General features: G+C 44.8%; 3 protein-coding genes. All 3 read right to left on the bottom strand.

The features are described from left to right. A partial coding sequence (gene nirD, locus H6F50_RS08680; RefSeq protein WP_190428375.1) for a nitrite reductase small subunit NirD occupies positions 1-269 on the bottom strand: 269 nt, incomplete at its 3' end. Positions 270-335: 66 nt separating this feature from the next. Beyond that, positions 336-761: a hypothetical protein gene (locus H6F50_RS08675; protein WP_190428374.1), complete on the bottom strand. Its 426-nt coding sequence runs from the start codon at positions 759-761 to the stop codon at positions 336-338. Positions 762-805: 44 nt separating this feature from the next. Next, the coding region (gene nirB, locus H6F50_RS08670; RefSeq protein WP_190428373.1) for a nitrite reductase large subunit NirB at positions 806-2,620 on the bottom strand (1,815 nt) is incomplete at its 5' end.

Below are 2,620 nucleotides of genomic sequence, written 5' to 3'. Positions count from 1 at the left end.
AGCAAGTTAAAATTTTGCTTGTAGATGGGGGATGCAACTTTGGGAATACCATTGCGATCGCCTAAAATTCCCCGCGATAGGACAAAGGCTTTACTAAAGGGATCGTAATTGCCTAGCGCAAATACATCAGTTTCTTGTCCCACACGGAAAATTGCCACTTGTTGATCTTCAACTAAAGCACAAACTCCAGTGTTGGGCGCGATCGCTGACAGCGGACAAATATCAACCCATGTAGAAATTGTCTGACGAATCGGTAATGCTTGAACCATTTTCTTTTCCTATTGATTAACGGGTTGGTGTAGCCTAGCTTGAAAAATTCAACACATTGCAGCAATTCAAACTAACTCAAAAACTCGCTCTTTGGTTATTTGAACCGTACTGCATAGTTCGCTTAACACAGGTTCCAAATACAGCACGGCTGCAATGTTATTTCTGCCTGATTCCTGCTGCTTACGCCTAATTTCTTCTAGGTCAACGGAGTGTTTCTTGACACGAAACATTCCTATATACTTCCACCTAGCTCGATGTAGCTTGAGGAACACTGGAATAGCACCTCCTTGTTGGCAGAGTATCTCAGCTTTCTGTTTTACTTTTGGTGAATCTTCTACCAAAACTTCATCAGGAGCTTTTGAGTCCAGGATAGGCTTAAAACATCCACACACAATCTTTCCAGCACGCTGAGGAAGATAAGTTTGGAGTTCTCCACCCAATGCAGAATGAATTTGATAGCGTGTGTATGTTTTTCCTAGTTGAAATAACATCAGTTTTTTTAAACTGTAGGTAATGCACCAGAGCAACAGTCAGCTTATTCGGAAATACCAACTAAAACCTTCTCGTGGTCATAAGCTGGACGTTTTTGCCCCCGTTCCTCTACATGAACTAAACCAGGATCGGGTTGGTCAGAATTGACAAAGTGACGGAATCGCTTCACTTTTTCTGGATCTTCAATTGTGGCTTTCCACTCACACTGATAGGTGTTGACAAGATGCTGCATTTCTGATTCTAATTCAGCACAAATGCCCAGAGAATCTTCAATAACTACCTGCTTCAGGTACTCGATGCCTCCTTCCAGCTTATTGAACCAAGTTGCAGTGCGTTCTAGTCGATTCGCGGTGCGAATATAGAACATCAAGAACCGATCCAAATATTTAATCAGCGTTTCCTTGTCAATATCTGTTGCTAACAAAACTGCGTGTTGTGGCTTCATTCCACCATTGCCACATACATACAAATTCCAGCCATTTTCGGTAGCAATGATCCCAAAATCCTTGCTTTGAGCTTCAGCACACTCGCGGGTACAACCGGATACAGCTGATTTTAATTTGTGGGGCGATCGCAAGCCTCGATATCGCAGTTCGATCTCAATCGCCAAAGTGGTTGAATCCTGCACTCCAAAGCGGCACCAGGTGCTACCCACACAAGATTTGACTGTGCGAAGTGCCTTCCCATAAGCGTGTCCCGATTCAAATCCAGCATCTATCAGCCGCTGCCAAATTTGGGGTAATTGATCTACCCGCGCACCTAATAAATCGATCCGTTGTCCACCTGTAATTTTGGTATAAAGACCAAAATCTTTAGCAACTTCTCCCAACACAATCAGCTGATCTGGTGTTAGTTCACCACCGGGAACTCTGGGGATTACTGAATAAGTTCCATCCTTCTGAATGTTTGCCAGGTAATAATCATTGGTATCCTGCAACCCCACATGCGGCATTTCTAAAATATACTCGTTCCACGTTGAAGCGAGAATAGAAGCTACAGCAGGCTTACAAATTTCACACCCCTTCCCTTTTCCATGTTTTTGAATTAAATCTTCAAAAGTCAGGATTTTTTGAGAACGCACCAAGTGATAAAGTTCCTGACGGGAATAGGCGAAGTGTTCGCAGAGATGATTTTTTACCTCTATCCCCGCTTTCTTCATCTCAGCTTTGAGGATATCAGTTACCAGTGGCACGCAACCGCCGCAACCTGTGCCGGCTTGGGTGCATTTCTTTACACTGGCAATATCAGTGAGTTGCCCTTCTTGGATGGCACTACAAATTTGCTCTTTGCTAACATTATTGCAAGAGCAAATTTGGGCAGTATCTGGTAAACTCTCCACACCCATACCGACTGTGGCAGACTTGCCTTCGCGGGGTGGCATCAGCAAATCTTCTGGATGAGGCGGGAGGGCGATCGCATTCTGCACAAATTGCAGCAACGTACCGTAAGCTGAAGCATCTCCTACCAGAATTCCGCCTAAAAGATGGCTACCACCTTCATTTAAAACCAGTTTTTTGTAAACACCCTGGATGGTATCAGTAACGGCAATTTCTTTAGCGCCGGGAGATTTGGCAAAGGCATCCCCGAAACTGGCAACATCCACTCCCAACAGTTTGAGTTTGGTGGACATATCCGCGCCGGTAAAGCTGCTCGTCCCTGTTTTGCTCAGGATATCTGCCACTACGCTTGCCATTGTATAGCCAGGAGCGACTAAGCCGTAGATACGATTTTGATAGAGGGCGCATTCTCCAATGGCATAAATATTTGGATCTGAAGTTTGGCAAGAATCGTTGATAACGATCCCGCCGCGATCGCCTACTGCTAATCCACATCCTCTCGCGATTTCATCGCGAGGGCG

Source organism: Coleofasciculus sp. FACHB-712 (genome assembly GCF_014695635.1).
Lineage (GTDB): Bacteria > Cyanobacteriota > Cyanobacteriia > Cyanobacteriales > FACHB-T130 > FACHB-T130.
The sequence above is the reverse complement of the archived record's forward strand: the minus strand, read 5'-3'. Positions and strand labels throughout refer to the sequence as shown.